This window comes from Pantoea rwandensis (assembly GCF_000759475.1).
GTDB lineage: Bacteria > Pseudomonadota > Gammaproteobacteria > Enterobacterales > Enterobacteriaceae > Pantoea > Pantoea rwandensis_B.
This window is the reverse complement of sequence record NZ_CP009454.1, coordinates 116,148-131,090: the sequence shown is the minus strand read 5'-3', so window position 1 is coordinate 131,090 and position 14,943 is coordinate 116,148. Positions and strand designations below refer to the sequence as shown.

Sequence of the window (14,943 nt, the reverse complement as noted above, 5' to 3'; positions counted from 1 at the left end):
TCGAAGCGGGGGAGATGGCAGAGGCAAAGCGGGAAGGTGCGCCCGTGAAGGGCGCGCAGAATGTCACTGAACCGGGCAGCACTCGCCGGTTGTGCGCTGGGCAAAGCTGTTCATGTTTTCACTGCAATCGAAACTCAGCAGGCGCGGACGCTGAATCATCGCCTGACGGCGCATGGTGTGACGATAGGCGGTCGGCGTCTGGGAAAACTGACGGCGGAATACGCGCGAAAAAGTTTGCTGTGAATCGTAACCGTATTGCATCGCGATATCGAACACTGGACGCTGGGTCTGGCGTAACGCTTCAGCGGCCAGAGTCAGGCGGCGCTCACGAATATAGCCACCCAGCGTTTGTTTCGTCACGGTACGGAACATACGCTGCAGGTGCCATTTTGAGTAGCCGGATTTTGCTGCCACTTCGTCGATCGACAGGGCCTTATCCAGATTTTCATCGATCCAGTGTGTCAGTGAATGAATGATTTCCTGTTGCATCATAGCCTCATCCTTCTGAAAGGTTTATCGGGTTTGAAATTCGAAGTTTTGATGGTGTGCGAGTATAATTCCTCAAGTTAACTTGAGGTAAAGGCCCTAAATGAAAAAAGAACGCAATTACCCAAAACCGGTGTTAACGCCGGGTGAAGTGGCGAAACGTAGCGGCGTGGCCGTTTCCGCGCTGCACTTTTATGAAACCAAAGGTTTAATTTTTAGTTCGCGCAATGGCGGCAATCAACGGCGTTACAGCCGCGATGTGCTGCGCCGTGTAGCGATTATCAAGATTGCGCAGCGCATCGGCATTCCGCTGGCGACTGTCAGCGACAGTTTGATGCACGTGCCGGCCAACAAGCGTATGTCGACGCAGGAGTGGGATGCGCTGACGCAGCACTGGCGTGAAGAGCTGGATAAGCGTATCGAGACCCTGACGCGGCTGCGCAACGATTTGGATGGGTGTATTGGCTGTGGCTGCTTATCGATGCGTGATTGTCCACTGCGCAATCCCGGTGACCGTCTGGCAGAGCAAGGTTCGGGGGCGGTGTTACTCGATCCAGAGCAAGACGAGCACAAAGGTTAATCCGCTATACTTGCCGGGAGACTTTGACCGGCAAGGAAAACCGCATGATTACCGTTCACCATCTGGAAAATTCCCGTTCGCATCGCGTGTTGTGGCTGCTGGAAGAGCTGTCGGTGCCGTATCAAATTAAGCGTTATCAGCGCGAGGACACGCTGCTGGCGCCAGAGTCATTAAAGAAAATTCATCCGCTGGGGAAGTCGCCGGTGATGACCGATGGCAATCGCGTGATCGCCGAGTCAGGGGCGATTCTGGAATATCTGCTGCAAAAATATGACCGCGAGCACTTGTTTGCTATCACGGATGAGGATGAGCAGATTCAGGCGCGTTACTGGCTGCATTACGCGGAAGGGTCGCTGATGCCGTTGCTGGTGATGAAGCTGGTGTTTGGGCAACTCGGGAAAAAGCCGGTGCCATGGATTTTACGTCCGGCAGGCATGGCGTTGAGCAAAGGGATTCAGAAGGCGTGGCTGAATAAGCAGCTGAAGCTGCACGGTGGCGTGATTGAGCAGCATCTTAGTCAGCATCGTTATTTCGCCGGTTCTCGGTTTAGCCTCGCCGATGTGCAGATGAGTTTCCCGCTGCTGGCGCTGCAGATGCGGGGATCGTTGCAAGAGATGCCCGCCACCGCGCGTTGGCTGGAAGCGATGCAGCAGCGTGCTGCGTGGCAACGTGCGATTGAGCAGGGCGGGGCAATCACGTTCAATTAATGCACTAAGGTTAGCGCGGATCGCTGTGGGTTGGGTGCCATGCCCAACAAAGGCCCGCCCGATCGCAAAGGAATAACGCATCCATGCAGATCGGCCGCGCCGTCCATGGCGCGGACGCTTTGCTCTTCGGGCGGGCCTTTGCTGGGCCTCAAGTTGATCATCGCTTCAACTCGCCGCACCCACATACGTTTGGTGCCGTTGGTGAGGAAAAATTTGGCGATAAATGGAAAAATATCGATACTTTCCAGCCAGTTCCACTCTCTTAAATTTCGCCTAAAGCAGTGTAACCACATTGTTAATCCGCATCAGTCTGCGCTTTATCCTGCCTGATAATCGATTAGTAGTTGAAAACCCCATAGCAAACGCCAGATAATCGTTTGCCTTTTCCCGTGTCCCCTTTTACGACCTGGAATACGCGGCTACGTAAACGTTTGCCTCTTTTCTCACTGAGATACCTTCACCAGGATGATGCGCAAACGCGGGCCGTGGGGCTCATTACATCTTAAAAAACGCAGAGGATTTACTATGTCTGGCGATTCACGCCCGGCCAGTGGAAAACTGGACGCCTGGTTTAACATCTCGGCACGCGGCAGCAGCGTGCGTCAGGAAATTTTGGCGGGGCTAACCACCTTTTTAGCCATGGTTTACTCCGTCATTGTCGTTCCGGGTATGCTGGGTAAAGCCGGCTTCTCGCCGACTGCCGTGTTTGTAGCGACCTGCCTGGTCGCCAGCTTTGGTTCGATCATCATGGGATTGTGGGCCAACCTGCCCATGGCGATCGGCTGTGCGATTTCCCTGACCGCCTTCACCGCGTTTAGCCTGGTGCTGGGCCAGCACATTAGCGTCCCGGTTGCCCTTGGCGCGGTATTCCTGATGGGCTTGCTGTTCACGTTGATTTCGGTCACCGGGATTCGCGCCTGGATTTTGCGTAACCTGCCGATGGGCGTGGCGCACGGCACGGGAGTCGGTATTGGCCTGTTCCTGCTGCTGATTGCGGCCGATGGCATTGGCCTGGTTGTGAAGAACCCTGCGCCGGGCTTGCCGGTGGCACTCGGCCACTTCACCTCGTTCCCGGTGATTATGGCGCTGATCGGGCTGGCGGCCATCTTTGGTCTGGAAAAACGTCGTGTGCCAGGCGGGATTTTGCTGACCATCGTAGCGATTTCAGTGGTGGGTCTGATCTTTGATCCGGCGGTGACCTATCAGGGGCTGTTCGCTATGCCGAGCCTGAAGGATGCCAACGGCCAATCGGCTATGTTCAGCCTTGATATTATGGGTGCACTGCAACCAGTGGTACTGCCAAGCGTGCTGGCGCTCGTCATGACCGCAGTGTTTGATGCGACGGGTACCATCCGTGCCGTGGCGGGCCAGGCGAATCTGCTGGATAAAGACGGTCAGATCATTAACGGCGGTCGCGCGTTGACCACCGACTCCGTCAGCAGCCTGTTCGCCGGTTTGGTCGGCGCTTCGCCTGCGGCGGTGTATATCGAATCAGCTGCTGGCACAGCCGCAGGCGGCAAAACCGGACTGACGGCGATTGTCGTCGGTCTGTTGTTCCTGTTGATTTTGTTTATGTCTCCGCTGGCCTATCTGGTGCCGGCCTACGCGACGGCACCAGCGTTGATGTACGTTGGCCTGCTGATGCTAAGCAACGTGGCGAAGATTGACTTCAATGACTTTGTCGATGCGATGTCGGGTTTGGTCACTGCCGTGTTCATCGTTCTGACTTGCAACATCGTGACCGGCATCATGCTCGGCTTTGGTTCGTTGGTGATCGGTCGGGTGTTTGCGGGTGAGTGGCGCAAACTGAATGTCGGGACCGTAGTGATTGCGATTGCGCTGGTGACTTTCTATGCCGGTGGCTGGGCTATTTAACTTTTATAACCACTGATTTCCAGATAAGTCTCTTTCTGGTCCACGCCGCACGCAGGGTTGCCCCTTCGGGCGGCGTTTTGTTTTACACTTTCCTTCGCAACAACATCGCTTGAATAAATACGATTCGCCTAAGGAAAGCATGGAAATCTTCTTTACCATTCTCATTATGACGCTGGTGGTATCACTCTCCGGCGTGGCAGCGCGCATATTGCCGTTCCAAATTCCCCTGCCGTTGGTGCAGATTGCCGCTGGTGCATTGCTGGCCGTGCCGAGCTTTGGCTTGCATGTCGATTTTGACCCCGAACTGTTCCTCGTGCTGTTCATTCCGCCGCTGCTGTTTGCCGATGGCTGGAAAACGCCGATTAACGAATTCTTGCACCACGGACGCGAGATCATGGGCCTGGCGCTGGTGCTGGTGCTGATTACCGTGGTCGGAATTGGTTATCTGATTTACTGGCTGGTGCCGGGTATTCCACTGATCCCTGCCTTCGCGCTCGCTGCGGTGCTGTCACCTACCGATGCCGTGGCGCTTTCCGGCATCGTCGGGGAAGGGCGTATCCCGAAAAAGATCATGTCGATTGTGCAGGGTGAAGCCCTGATGAACGACGCATCTGGCCTGGTTTCATTGAAGTTTGCGGTCGCGGTGGCGATGGGCACCATGGTGTTTACCTGGGGTGGTGCCAGCGTGGAGTTCCTCAAAGTGGCGGTCGGCGGTCTGGTCGCTGGCGTGGCGGTATGCTGGCTGTATGGCCGCTCGTTGCGTCTGCTGAGCCGCTGGAGCGGTGACGATCCGGCGACGCAAACTGTGCTGTTGCTGCTGCTGCCTTTCGCCTCTTATCTGATTGCTGAGCATCTGGGCGTGTCAGGTATCCTCGCGGCAGTTGCGGCGGGTATGACCATCACGCGCTCTGGCATTATCCGTCAGGCACCGCTGGCGATGCGTTTACGTGCGAATAGCGTGTGGCAGATGCTGGAGTTCGTCTTTAACGGCATGGTGTTCCTGATGCTGGGCCTGCAACTGCCGGACATTCTGGAAACCTCCGTCGCGCAGGCCAATGCCGATCCTAACGTTGAGCTGTGGATGTTGTTCACCGATGTTGCGCTGGTGTATGTCGCCTTGATGATTGTGCGCTTTGGCTGGCTGTGGATGATGCAACGTGCCAGCCTGCGCTTTCTGAAAAAGAAACCGCTGGAGTTCTCCAACTACTCTTTCCGTGAGTTGCTCATCGCTTCCTTTGCCGGTGTGCGCGGTGCAATTACGCTGGCCGGTGTGCTGTCGATTCCGCTGTTCCTCAGCAATGGCGAACCGTTCCCGGCGCGTTATGAACTGGTGTTTATCGCCACCGGCGTGATTCTGTTCTCGCTATTTGTCGGGGTGATTCTGTTGCCGATACTGCTGCGCGGTATGGAAAGCCATGACAAGTCCGGGCACCGGCGGGAAGTGCAGCATGCGCGTGCGGCGATGGCCAATGTGGCGATCGAGAGCTTGCACAAGATGGAGCAGCGACTGGAAAACGATACCGAAGAGAATATCGATCCGGAATTGTTGAAAGAGGTGAGCTTACGCGTGATCGGCAATCTGCGCCGTCGCGTGGTGGGTAAAGACGAGGTTGATCAGGCGTTGTTTGCCGAAAACCTGGAGCGTCGCTTCCGCCTGACTGCGCTGCGAGCTGAACGTGCCGAGGTTTACCATCTGCGTGCTACTCAAGAGATTTCGAATGAGACAATGCAGAAACTGCTGCGCGATCTCGATTTGCTGGAAGCGTTGCTGATCGAGAAAGAGGAGTAACGCAGGCGGCGTGCGGGCCTGAGCACCGTTGCTGCTGCCGGGCCTTCCTCGCGCCGCTGACGCGGTGCCTTCGGCTTCCACGTCGTGCCAACGGACCGTTCGGGTAAGGCCATCCAGGCCAACCCGAACTGCCAGTCGCATCCCTGCGCCAGGCCCCTGGCCCAACGTAAAAACCTCAGCGCTGCGGATAGCCCTTCCAGCAGCAGAGGCGCCCTGGCCTCCACTATCCTGCACTTGTTAACAACACGCACTGAAGCTTCAGAGCAGCCAGCCCCTGAACGACACCAGACTGCGTTCTCATCCGTCAGCTTTGCTGACAATCATTGCGCCTCTATGGGGAATTTTAATGTGCTCCGGGATTGCTACACCGATAAACGTGGCGGCGCATCAGGCCAATGTTGGCGGCAGCATTCGATCCACGCCTGCGCACTGCGCGACAGATAGCTGCCTTCACGCCAGATCAAGCCCAGGCTCCACTGCAACTCAGATTCCAGAGGCAGCCACAGCAGCGATTGCTTATCCAGCCGCTGGCAAATCGGCTCGGGTAAAATTGCCAGTCCCATTTCGGCTTGTACCATTGCTGCCAGGAAATCCCACTGCGCGCTGCGCACCGCAATCTCCGGCGTCAGCCCCTGACGCTGAAATGCTTTCATCAACTGACGATTAAGCGAGAACTCTTCATTCAGGATCAGCAGTGGATGAGCCGCCAGTTCCTTGAGACCCAGGCTGCTGCGATTGAGCCACTGCGCGCTGCGCGGCAGCAGCACGCACAAAGGATGACGCATCAGTTCCAGTGTATTTAGCGGCAAATCGGCATCAACAGGCAGCGCGGTGAGCGCAATATCCAGTCCGCCGTTCAGCACGGCCTGCTGCACGGTTAAGCCGCCGGATTCGACAATCTTCAATTGCACACCCGGATAGCGGCGGCGAAACGCGGAGATCGAACCGGCGATCTGCATCCCGACCATCGGCGGGATGCCCAGCCGCAGTTCACCGGTTTTCAATTCATTGATATCGCCAATCTGCGCTTCCAGTTGATGAAACTCCTGCAGAATCGCCAGCCCGCGCTGATACACCGCCTGACCGCTGTCGGTGAGATGCAGCTTGCGTCCCTCACGCAGCAGCAGCGTGCAGCCGAGTTCTTCCTCTAACTGGCGCAGCATTTTGCTGATGGTAGGCTGCGTGACAAACAGCTTCTCAGCGGCACGGGTGAAACTTTGCTGGCGTACCACCTCGGTGAAATAGCGTAGGGCGCGGACGTCCATAAAGTATTCCTTTTTGGCATAGTTTGAATAATTTTAATTCATTTCTTTCACAGTTTGACGCGGATTTATACTAAGCCCAACGTTTAATTCTGGGGAGAAAGAAAATGGCGCTTGCATTGAGTCCGCGCAGAACGGACATCCTGCAACGTGTTTTTGTGCCATTGCAGTTGGTGCTGTATATCGGCCTGTTTATGGCCAGCGACAAACTGGTGAGCTGGCTGCATTTGCCGCTGCCCGCCAATGTGGTGGGAATGGTGCTGCTGTTGCTATTGATCATGACGCGCGTGGTGCCGCTGCGTTGGGTGAAAGCCGGTGCCAACTGGCTGCTGGCAGAAATGCTGCTGTTCTTTATTCCTGCGGTGGTGGCGGTGGTCAATTATAGCGATTTGCTGCGCAGTGAAGGCTGGCGTATCTGTGTGGTGATTGCGGTCAGTACTTTGTTAGTGCTGGCGGCGACCTCGCTGGTGGTGGATCGTCTGTACCGCTTCGAACTGGCGCGTGCGGCGCGTAAGCAGGCACATCATGGCTGATTTCATCATTAGTCTGCTGTGTCTGGCTCTCACGCTGCTGGTCTATTACGTCAATAAACGCCTTTATCGTCGCAAACAAACACTGTTGCTGATGCCGCTGGTGATGACGCCGGTGGTGCTGGTGGCGCTGCTATTACTGACGCACGTCAGTTGGAAAGATTACATTGCCGAGAGTCATTGGCTGATCTGGCTGCTGGGCCCGGCAACGCTGGCGTTTGCTGTGCCGGTGTATGAAAACCTGGAGATCATTAAGCGTCACTGGCTGTCGTTGAGTGTCGGCGTGTTAACCGCCACGCTGGTGGCGGTGTGCAGTTCGGTATGGCTGGCGCGACTGCTGATGCTGCCGGAAACCATCCAGCGCAGCCTCGCAGTGCGTTCGATTACCACGCCGTTTGCCCTCGCAGCCGCGCTGCCGATTGGCGGTCAGCCGGATTTGGTGGCGCTGTTTGTGGTGATCACCGGGGTGTTTGGCATGGCGGTGGGCGATGTGCTGTTTCTGCGGATTGCCATCAAGCAGGGCGTGGCAAAAGGCGCGGGTTTTGGTGCCGCTTCACACGGTGCGGGCACGGCTCGCGCTTATCAATTAGGTCAGCAAGAGGGCGTGGTATCGAGCCTGGTGATGATGCTGTCAGGCGTGGTGACGGTGATTTTAGCACCCCTATTGAGCCACTTATTGTGGGCGGCCTGATGGTCGCTTTTTGCGCACTGTCATCGATTTTTACGTAAAGGTTTCCAAATAAAGTTGTCTCCTGCTGCCAGGCTGTTACCCTTTGCGCCGACTTATTTGTCCTTCATGGAGTGGAATCATATGTTTAAGCAACTTGTTACTGGAAGCGTATTGGGTCTGGCACTGCTGAGCAGCGGCGCGCAGGCGATTGAGGGCAGTGTTGACGTGGGTGAGCATAGCACCAACCTGAACCTTGGCCTCGGCACCACCTCTCCTGGCCTGTTCCTGAAAGGCAACTGGCTGCGTAGCGATCACGATGGCAGCACCTACGGTCTGGGCGCGGGCTACAACATCGATTTTGGCGACTTCCGCATTGCCCCTACCGCCAAAGCGCTGTTTACCCACCCAGAAGATGGTCGTGATGGCTTCACTGTGGCCGTTGGTGCTGGTGCGCAATATAACTTCAACAGCATGTGGGGCCTGTACGGCGAATACTACTATGCGCCAGAAGCGTTCTCCGATCGTCTGGACAGCTATAAAGAAGCGTCTGGTGGCCTGAGCTTCACGCCGATCTCACTGCTCAACCTGCGTGTGGGTTATCAGTACATCGAGCTGAACAACAAAGGCGACCGCAAAGACAACGTGCTGGTCGATGGCCCGTATGTGGGTGCGTCACTGCGTTTCTGATGATGACATCCGATGCACCTGATGGCGCAGCGGATTCATTATTACGTGTAAGGAATGCCGCCCATTTGGGCGGCATTTTTTGTTTAGTGCGCTTTACCCTGCGAAATCCCTACGCCAGTTTGTGAACGAATAAACTGACCGCGGAATTTAGCCCGCTCTTCAGCACCCTGTCTGGAGTGATCGGTAATCGAGAACAGCCAGGTACCGATAAACGCCGCCGCCATTGAGAACAGCGCCGGATACTCATACGGATAGACCGGCGTGGCATGCCCCAACACCTGCACCCAGATAGTCGGCCCGAGGATCATCAACACTACCGCCGTAATCAATCCCAGCCAGCCGCCAATCATCGCGCCGCGCGTGGTCAGCTTCGACCAGTACATTGAGAGCAAAATAATCGGGAAGTTACAGCTGGCCGCAATCGAGAACGCCAGACCGACCATAAAGGCGATGTTCTGTTTCTCAAACGCGATACCCAGCACAATCGCCACCACACCCAGAATCAGTACGGTAATTTTCGAGACGCGCAGCTCATCACGTTCGGTCGCCTGACCTTTACGGATCACGCTGGCATACAGGTCATGTGATACCGCAGAAGCCCCGGCCAGCGTCAGCCCGGCAACCACCGCCAGAATGGTGGCGAAAGCGACCGCCGAGATAAAGCCAAGGAACAGACTGCCGCCGACCGCATTCGCCAGATGCACCGCCGCCATATTGGTGCCACCAATCAGAGCGCCAGAAGCATCTTTGAAGGCTGGATTTGCGCCGACCAGCAGAATCGCGCCAAAACCAATGATAAAGGTGAGGAAGTAGAAATAGCCCATAAAGCCGGTGGCCCAGAACACGCTCTTACGCGCTTCACGTGCATCCGCCACGGTAAAGAAGCGCATCAGAATATGCGGTAAGCCAGCGGTGCCGAACATCAATCCAAGGCCAAGAGACAGTGCCGATATCGGATCTTTCACCAGACCGCCCGGTTGCATGATCGCAGCACCTTTCGGATGGACTGCCATCGCTTCGGTAAACAGCGTGTTGAAGCTGAAGCCGGTGGCTTTCATGACCATAATTGCCATAAAGCTGGCCCCAAACAGCAGCAGCACGGCTTTGATGATCTGTACCCATGTGGTGGCTAACATGCCGCCAAACAGCACATACATCACCATCAAAATCCCCACCAGTACCACGGCGATATGATAATCGAGGCCAAACAGTAGCTGGATGAGTTTGCCCGCACCCACCATTTGCGCAATCAAATACAGCGCCACAACGACAAGCGAGCCACAGGCCGACAGGGTACGAATCGGTTTTTGCTGCAGGCGATATGACGCCACATCGGCAAAGGTATAGCGCCCGAGGTTACGTAAGCGCTCCGCAATGAGGAACAGAATCATCGGCCAGCCCACCAGGAAGCCGAGCGAGTAGATCAACCCATCGTAGCCCGAGGTGTAAACCAGCGCCGAGATACCGAGGAACGAGGCCGCAGACATAAAGTCACCCGCCATCGCCAGACCGTTCTGGAAGCCGGTAATATTGCCGCCCGCCGTGTAGTAATCGCTACGTGAACGGGTGCGTTTGGAGGCCCAATAGGTGATGCCGAGCGTCGCCGCCACAAACACCACAAACATAATGATGGCTTCGTAGTTGGTGGCCTGTTTTTGCACCGCGCCGGTAATGGCGTCGGCGGCAAACACGCTGGCGGGCACTACCGCTAACAAGGCTGAGAACAGGCGCTTCATGATTTCACCTCGCTCAGGATCTGTTTGGTCAGGCGATCAAACTCGCCGTTAGCGCGCCAGACATAGACGCCAGTGAGCAGAAACGACACCACAATGAGGCCAACGCCGATGGGTATGCCGCGTGTGACATTGGTGCCTTCATGCAGCGGCGTACCGAGCCAGCCAGGGGCAAAGGCAATCAGCAAGATAAAGCCGACGTACAACACCAGCATGATGATACTGAGCAATAGCGCAAAGACCTGGCGCTTGTGCACCAGTTCCTGAAAACGCGGGTTACTCTCGATTTGTTGCCAGACTGCTTCCTGTTGATTTAGGGCTTCGTTCATCACAGTTTCTCCAGAGGAAAGGCAGGCAGATATCTCACGATTAAATGATTTAAACTGCTGAATATTCTAGTTATATATACCCTTCATCTTTCGAGGAGCAGGTGCGTTGGCCGCGTATGTTCATCCCAGTCACTTACTTCAGTAAGCTCCTGGAATTCTCATTCTTGCCGCCTTCCTGCAGCTCAAATTATTTTGGGTATAGGTTATGCGATGGTGAAAAGCGTACGGCGTAAGGTGGGGGTGACGGAGAATAGCCTGCCGTGAACAGGCTGACACTCTCCGTCGCGTCGATGCCGATTACGGCATGGTGATGGACTGCTTCTCCTCCAGCAATTTCTCTACCACGCCCGGATCGGCCAGGGTAGAGGTATCGCCGAGATTACTGGTATCGCCCGCCGCGATTTTACGCAGAATACGACGCATAATCTTGCCGGAGCGGGTTTTTGGCAGCGAGTCGGTCCAGTGCAGCACATCCGGCGTGGCAATCGGGCCGATCTCTTTACGTACCCAGTTGCGCACTTCGGTATACAACTCTGGCGATGGCTCTTCGCCGTGGTTCAGCGTGATATAAGCATAGATTGCCTGGCCTTTAATGCTGTGAGGAATCCCCACAACGGCCGCTTCCGCAATCTTCGGATGCGACACCAGCGCCGATTCAATCTCTGCGGTGCCGAGGCGATGGCCCGAGACGTTCAATACGTCATCGACGCGGCCGGTAATCCAGTAGTAGCCATCTTCATCACGGCGTGCGCCGTCACCGCTGAAATAGCGGTTTTTGAAGGTGGAGAAGTAGGTTTGCTCGAAGCGGTCATGATCGCCGAACAGCGTACGCGCCTGGCCTGGCCACGAATCGTTGATCACCAGGTTGCCTTCGGTCGCCCCTTCCAGCGCATTGCCTTCGTTATCCACCAATGCGGGCTGCACGCCAAAGAACGGCTTGGTCGCCGATCCGGCTTTTAGCTCAATCGCGCCTGGCAGCGGCGTAATCATGAACCCCCCGGTTTCGGTCTGCCACCAGGTATCCACAATCGGGCAGCGGCTGTCGCCAATCTTTTTGTAATACCACTCCCAGGCTTCCGGGTTGATTGGCTCGCCGACCGATCCCATGATGCGCAGGCTGCTGCGGCTGGTACCTTCAATGGCCTTGTCGCCTTCGGCCATCAGGGCGCGGATGGCGGTTGGCGCGGTATACAACAGCGTCACCTTATGCTTATCGACCACTTCTGCCATTCGGCTCGGCTTCGGCCAGTTCGGCACGCCTTCGAACATCAGGGTGGTGGCGCCGCAGGCCAGTGGGCCGTAAATCAGATAGCTGTGTCCGGTGATCCAGCCCACATCGGCGGTGCACCAGTAGACATCATCCGGATGGTAATCAAAGACATATTTGAAGGTGCTGGCGGCATACACCAGATAACCGCCGGTGGTGTGCAGCACGCCTTTTGGTTTGCCGGTGGAGCCGGAGGTATAAAGGATAAACAGTGGATGCTCGGCTTCAACCGCGACCGGTTCGTGCTGATCGCTGGCCTTTGCTACCAACTCGTGCCACCAAAGATCGCGGCCTTCGCGCCAGCCGGTATCTTTACCGGTGCGCTTGAACACCACCACGTTTTTCACGCTGGTGACGCTCGGGTTATTCAGTGCATCATCGACGTTTTTCTTCAGCGGAATGCTGCGTCCGGCGCGCACCCCTTCATCTGCGGTGATCACCAGTTTAGCGTTGGAATCCACGACGCGACCGGCCACCGCTTCCGGTGAGAAACCGCCGAAAATGACGGAGTGCACTGCGCCAATACGCGCACAGGCCAGCATCGCCACGGCTGCTTCCGGCACCATCGGCATATAGATGGCGACGACATCGCCTTTCTTCACGCCGAGGCTCAGCAGCACGTTGGCAAAGCGGCACACGTCGCTATGCAGTTCACGGAACGTAATGGTTTTACTTTCGCTGGCGTCATCGCCTTCCCAGATAATCGCCGGGTGATTGCCCCGCGTCTGCAAATGACGGTCAAGGCAGTTGGCGGCGAGATTCAGCGCACCGTCTTCATACCAGCGAATCGAAATATTGCCGGGGGCAAAGGAGGTGTTTTTCACCTTGCTGTAAGGCTTGATCCAGTCGAGGATTTTACCTTGCTCACCCCAAAAGGCGTCGGGATCGTCAACCGATTGTTGATACAGCGCCGCATACTGGTCGGCATTAATCAGGGCATTCGCTGCGACGGCAGCGGGTACAGGATGCTTATGTATTTGGCTCATGGCTGACCTCCTTGAAGATGTTAATCATATGTCAATCAAAGGTTAATTGAAGTGCGTGACTGGGCTTTGTTTCTGTTTTGTAGTCTGGATCACGACCTTTTGTATGCCTGAAAAGCGCCCGAATTCATACTGTTCATCACCGAAACCAATGAGACCCAATCTGAGGTTTTTCGCGGAATCAGACGTTGTCGCTGGTTAAATAATCAGCAAACGCGCCAGGCGGTTTTTTGCCCGATATTGAATAGCTATGCGGAAAATTATCGAATTAACACTTTTCATAACAGCGAGTTATGACTAAACGTAAATGTCAGCATTTTATGCTACTAACCTGCGCAGGATTTAAGCTAACCCCCCAGGGCTTGCAATTACCGTAGTGAAAATGGTACTTATCTCGGCCCTGTTCAGCAGGTATCTACTCAGGCTACATCATCGCGCAGGCGCAAAATGCTTACGCAGTCGTGTTTGATGCAGTCCACTATAACCCTCTATTTTATCGGGCTTTTGCTCACTTCCCTGTGTGTCATGTCTCCTGCACCTTCGCAGCGGAGCAAAGGGGTTTTTACTGAGGAAAATAACGCGTTATGAAAGGTTTTAAGCTCACCCTTGCCTGGCAAATTTTAATTGCCCTGATTCTCGGCGTTGTCGTCGGGACCGTGCTGCATAATCAGCCAGACGATCGTGAATGGTTAATCACTAACATTCTTACCCCTGCAGGCGACATCTTTATTCATCTGATCAAGATGATTGTGGTGCCGATTGTGATTTCATCTCTGATCGTCGGCATTGCTGGCGTCGGCGATGCGAAAAAGCTGGGACGTATTGGTGTCAAAACCATCGTCTATTTTGAAGTGATCACCACCATTGCCATTGTGGTCGGCATTACGCTGGCCAACGTATTCCAGCCCGGTAGTGGCATTGATATGTCGACGCTGGTAACGGTGGACATCTCTAAATACGAAGCCACTACGGAAGCGGTGCAGGGTGCCCCTCACGGTCTGGTGACCACCATTCTGTCGCTGATCCCGCAGAACATTTTCGCTTCGCTGGTGAAGGGCGATATGCTGCCAATCATCTTCTTCTCGGTGCTGTTTGGTATGGGCTTGTCAGCGCTGCCTTCAGAACATCGTGATCCGCTGGTGACCGTGTTCCGTTCCGTGTCTGAAACCATGTTTAAAGTGACGCACATGATCATGCGTTATGCGCCAGTCGGCGTGTTCGCGCTGATTGCGGTCACTATCGCTAACTTTGGTTTTGCCTCGCTTTATCCGCTGGCCAAGCTGGTGCTGCTGGTGTACGTGGCGATTCTGTTCTTTGCCTTCGTGGTGCTGGGAACGGTCGCGCGCATGTGTAAACTGCGTATTACCACGCTGATGCGCATCCTGAAAGATGAGCTGATTCTGGCCTATTCCACTTCCAGTTCAGAAACCGTGCTGCCACGCATTATGCAGAAGATGGAAGCCTACGGTGCGCCGAAAGCCATCACCAGCTTCGTGGTGCCGACCGGTTACTCATTCAATCTCGATGGTTCAACGCTGTATCAGAGCATCGCGGCGATCTTTATCGCACAGCTCTATGGAATCGATCTGTCGCTGACCGATGAAATCATTCTGGTGTTGACGCTGATGGTGACCTCGAAAGGGATTGCTGGCGTACCGGGCGTGTCCTTCGTGGTGCTGCTGGCAACGCTGGGCAGCGTGGGTATTCCATTGGAAGGTCTGGCGTTTATCGCCGGTGTGGACCGCATCATGGATATGGCGCGTACCGCATTGAACGTGATCGGTAATGCGCTGGCAGTGCTGGTCATTGCTCGCTGGGAAAACCAGTTCGACACCCAACAAGCCGAAGCCTACGAGCTGGAACTGCGCACGCAGAAAGCCAGTTAAGGCATAACGGTCGCTTTAATGGCGACTTCGGAACCTCAGACATCGTTCAATTTCTTAAACCCGCCATCCGGCGGGTTTTTTTCGTCTGCTTCAGTAAAAAGTCCAAAAACTTGACCGCCAGGCAGGAATTAACAATTCAAAATGGGTTATAGTTTTTTG

14 protein-coding genes are annotated in these 14,943 nt (G+C 55.3%); 9 read left to right on the top strand and 5 right to left on the bottom strand.

Going from position 1 to position 14,943, the window contains the following annotated elements; all coding sequences use genetic code 11:
- Window positions 1-63: 63 nt before the first annotated feature.
- Entirely contained in the window at window positions 64-492 is a 429-nt protein-coding gene (soxS, locus tag LH22_RS00575; RefSeq protein ID WP_034826899.1) for a superoxide response transcriptional regulator SoxS, read from the bottom strand.
- Window positions 493-589: 97 nt separating this feature from the next.
- Here soxS and soxR point away from each other — a divergent pair, with 97 nt between their 5' ends.
- The 5 genes from soxR to LH22_RS00550 all read left to right on the top strand — a co-directional run bounded on the left by soxR (window position 590) and on the right by LH22_RS00550 (window position 5,437).
- On the top strand, window positions 590-1,066 hold the full coding sequence (soxR, locus tag LH22_RS00570; protein WP_038643612.1) for a redox-sensitive transcriptional activator SoxR: 477 nt from the start codon (window positions 590-592) through the stop codon (window positions 1,064-1,066).
- A 44-nt stretch (window positions 1,067-1,110) separates the two neighbouring features.
- Window positions 1,111-1,773: a glutathione S-transferase family protein gene (locus LH22_RS00565; RefSeq protein WP_038643611.1), complete on the top strand. Its 663-nt coding sequence runs from the start codon at window positions 1,111-1,113 to the stop codon at window positions 1,771-1,773.
- Window positions 1,774-1,856: 83 nt separating this feature from the next.
- Complete coding sequence (locus tag LH22_RS00560) at window positions 1,857-2,039, top strand: hypothetical protein (protein WP_038643609.1); 183 nt, start codon at window positions 1,857-1,859, stop codon at window positions 2,037-2,039.
- 259 nt (window positions 2,040-2,298) lie between these two features.
- Window positions 2,299-3,648, top strand: a complete 1,350-nt coding sequence (locus tag LH22_RS00555) for an NCS2 family permease (protein WP_038643608.1) — start codon at window positions 2,299-2,301, stop codon at window positions 3,646-3,648.
- A gap of 139 nt (window positions 3,649-3,787) precedes the next feature.
- Window positions 3,788-5,437 carry a Na+/H+ antiporter gene (locus LH22_RS00550; RefSeq protein WP_038643606.1) on the top strand — a complete coding sequence of 550 codons (1,650 nt, stop codon included), beginning with the start codon at window positions 3,788-3,790 and terminating at the stop codon, window positions 5,435-5,437.
- Window positions 5,438-5,799: 362 nt separating this feature from the next.
- Here LH22_RS00550 and LH22_RS00545 read toward each other — a convergent pair whose 3' ends face one another.
- On the bottom strand, window positions 5,800-6,702 hold the full coding sequence (locus LH22_RS00545; protein ID WP_038643605.1) for a LysR family transcriptional regulator: 903 nt from the start codon (window positions 6,700-6,702) through the stop codon (window positions 5,800-5,802).
- A 104-nt stretch (window positions 6,703-6,806) separates the two neighbouring features.
- On the opposite strand from LH22_RS00545, the gene LH22_RS00540 reads away from it, so the two are divergent.
- From LH22_RS00540 to LH22_RS00530, 3 genes are all read left to right on the top strand, one after another.
- Complete coding sequence (locus tag LH22_RS00540; protein ID WP_034826883.1) at window positions 6,807-7,232, top strand: CidA/LrgA family protein; 426 nt, start codon at window positions 6,807-6,809, stop codon at window positions 7,230-7,232.
- The gene (locus LH22_RS00535) at window positions 7,225-7,920 is read left to right on the top strand and encodes an LrgB family protein (protein WP_034826881.1); all 696 of its coding nucleotides are present in this window, start codon (window positions 7,225-7,227) and stop codon (window positions 7,918-7,920) included. The genes LH22_RS00540 and LH22_RS00535 overlap by 8 nt, the downstream gene beginning before the upstream one ends.
- Window positions 7,921-8,040: 120 nt before the next feature.
- Window positions 8,041-8,586: a YfaZ family outer membrane protein gene (locus tag LH22_RS00530; protein WP_034826879.1), complete on the top strand. Its 546-nt coding sequence runs from the start codon at window positions 8,041-8,043 to the stop codon at window positions 8,584-8,586.
- Between the two features lie 83 nt (window positions 8,587-8,669).
- Here LH22_RS00530 and LH22_RS00525 read toward each other — a convergent pair whose 3' ends face one another.
- The 3 genes from LH22_RS00525 to acs form a co-directional block, all read right to left on the bottom strand.
- Window positions 8,670-10,322, bottom strand: coding sequence for a cation acetate symporter (locus LH22_RS00525; RefSeq protein ID WP_034826878.1), 1,653 nt, complete (start codon window positions 10,320-10,322; stop codon window positions 8,670-8,672).
- Window positions 10,319-10,648 (bottom strand): DUF485 domain-containing protein, encoded by a 330-nt coding sequence (locus tag LH22_RS00520; protein WP_038643603.1) that lies wholly within the window; start codon window positions 10,646-10,648, stop codon window positions 10,319-10,321. Before LH22_RS00520 ends, LH22_RS00525 begins: the two co-directional genes overlap by 4 nt.
- A gap of 297 nt (window positions 10,649-10,945) precedes the next feature.
- Window positions 10,946-12,901, bottom strand: coding sequence for an acetate--CoA ligase (acs, locus tag LH22_RS00515; RefSeq protein ID WP_038643602.1), 1,956 nt, complete (start codon window positions 12,899-12,901; stop codon window positions 10,946-10,948).
- A gap of 581 nt (window positions 12,902-13,482) precedes the next feature.
- Between acs and gltP the strand changes: the two genes are divergently transcribed.
- Window positions 13,483-14,784, top strand: a complete 1,302-nt coding sequence (gene gltP / locus LH22_RS00510; RefSeq protein WP_038643600.1) for a glutamate/aspartate:proton symporter GltP — start codon at window positions 13,483-13,485, stop codon at window positions 14,782-14,784.
- Window positions 14,785-14,943: the final 159 nt, after the last annotated feature.

Excerpts from the sequence above, each read along its gene's own strand:
- soxS (WP_034826899.1), bottom strand. The coding sequence starts at position 492 with ATGATGCAACAGGAAATCATTCATTCACTGACACACTGGATCGATGAA.
- soxR (WP_038643612.1), top strand. The coding sequence starts at position 590 with ATGAAAAAAGAACGCAATTACCCAAAACCGGTGTTAACGCCGGGTGAA.
- LH22_RS00565 (WP_038643611.1), top strand. The coding sequence starts at position 1,111 with ATGATTACCGTTCACCATCTGGAAAATTCCCGTTCGCATCGCGTGTTG.
- LH22_RS00560 (WP_038643609.1), top strand. The coding sequence starts at position 1,857 with ATGCAGATCGGCCGCGCCGTCCATGGCGCGGACGCTTTGCTCTTCGGG.
- LH22_RS00555 (WP_038643608.1), top strand. The coding sequence starts at position 2,299 with ATGTCTGGCGATTCACGCCCGGCCAGTGGAAAACTGGACGCCTGGTTT.
- LH22_RS00550 (WP_038643606.1), top strand. The coding sequence starts at position 3,788 with ATGGAAATCTTCTTTACCATTCTCATTATGACGCTGGTGGTATCACTC.
- LH22_RS00545 (WP_038643605.1), bottom strand. The coding sequence starts at position 6,702 with ATGGACGTCCGCGCCCTACGCTATTTCACCGAGGTGGTACGCCAGCAA.
- LH22_RS00540 (WP_034826883.1), top strand. The coding sequence starts at position 6,807 with ATGGCGCTTGCATTGAGTCCGCGCAGAACGGACATCCTGCAACGTGTT.
- LH22_RS00535 (WP_034826881.1), top strand. The coding sequence starts at position 7,225 with ATGGCTGATTTCATCATTAGTCTGCTGTGTCTGGCTCTCACGCTGCTG.
- LH22_RS00530 (WP_034826879.1), top strand. The coding sequence starts at position 8,041 with ATGTTTAAGCAACTTGTTACTGGAAGCGTATTGGGTCTGGCACTGCTG.
- LH22_RS00525 (WP_034826878.1), bottom strand. The coding sequence starts at position 10,322 with ATGAAGCGCCTGTTCTCAGCCTTGTTAGCGGTAGTGCCCGCCAGCGTG.
- LH22_RS00520 (WP_038643603.1), bottom strand. The coding sequence starts at position 10,648 with ATGAACGAAGCCCTAAATCAACAGGAAGCAGTCTGGCAACAAATCGAG.
- acs (WP_038643602.1), bottom strand. The coding sequence starts at position 12,901 with ATGAGCCAAATACATAAGCATCCTGTACCCGCTGCCGTCGCAGCGAAT.
- gltP (WP_038643600.1), top strand. The coding sequence starts at position 13,483 with ATGAAAGGTTTTAAGCTCACCCTTGCCTGGCAAATTTTAATTGCCCTG.